Below are 867 nucleotides of genomic sequence, written 5' to 3'. Positions count from 1 at the left end.
GGGATCCGCCGGGCGGTGGCGCTCACCCACGGGCACGAGGTCGGCTGGGCCGCGCTGCCCGGCGCCCGCGCCGCGCTGCGCCGCATCGGCCGGGGCGTGGACGTGACCACCTACCTCGGCGAGTACACCCGGGTCCGGCTGGCCCGGGCGCTGGACGGGCTGACCGAGCTGCGCCGGCTCGCGCCCGGCGTGGACGTGGACACCTACCACCCGGGCGTGGACGGCGGGCAGGTCCGGCTGCGGCTGGGGCTCGCCGACCGGCCGGTGGTGGTGTGCGTGTCCCGGCTGGTGCCGCGCAAGGGGCAGGACATGCTGATCCGGGCGTTGCCCGAGATCCGCCGGCGGGTGCCGGACGCCGCGCTGCTGGTGGTCGGCGGCGGTCCCTACCGGGCGACGCTGGAGAAGCTGGCCCGGCAGACCGGGGTGGAGCGGGACGTGGTCTTCACCGGCTCGGTGCCGACCGCCGAGTTGCCCGCGCACTACGCGGCCGGCGACGTCTACGCGATGCCCTGCCGTACCCGCAACCGGGGACTGGACGTGGAGGGCCTCGGCATCGTCTACCTCGAGGCCGGCGCGACCGGGCTGCCGGTGGTGGCCGGTGACTCCGGCGGCGCGCCGGATGCCGTCCGCGACGGCGAGACCGGGTACGTGGTCCGGGGCCGGGACGTGGCCCAGCTCGCCGACCGGGTGTCCACCCTGCTCGCCGACCGCGACCTGGCCCGGCAGTTCGGCGCGGCCGGACGGGCCTGGGTGGAGCGGGAGTGGCGCTGGGAGACCCAGGCCGAGCGGATGGCCGCGCTGCTCGCCGGCTGACCGGCGCCGTCCGCGAGCGCGGCGGCGGACCGGAGCCCACCGGCGAGCGCGCCG

General features: G+C 78.4%; 1 protein-coding gene. It reads left to right on the top strand.

Translation table 11 applies throughout. The features are described from left to right. Positions 1–813 (top strand): glycosyltransferase family 4 protein (locus HUW36_RS33655; protein ID WP_174531677.1); only part of this gene is annotated, 813 nt, incomplete at its 5' end. Positions 814–867: the final 54 nt, after the last annotated feature.

It is taken from the genome of Micromonospora maritima (assembly GCF_902825405.1).
GTDB lineage: Bacteria > Actinomycetota > Actinomycetes > Mycobacteriales > Micromonosporaceae > Micromonospora > Micromonospora maritima.
This window is presented reverse-complemented; position numbering and strand designations above follow the sequence as displayed.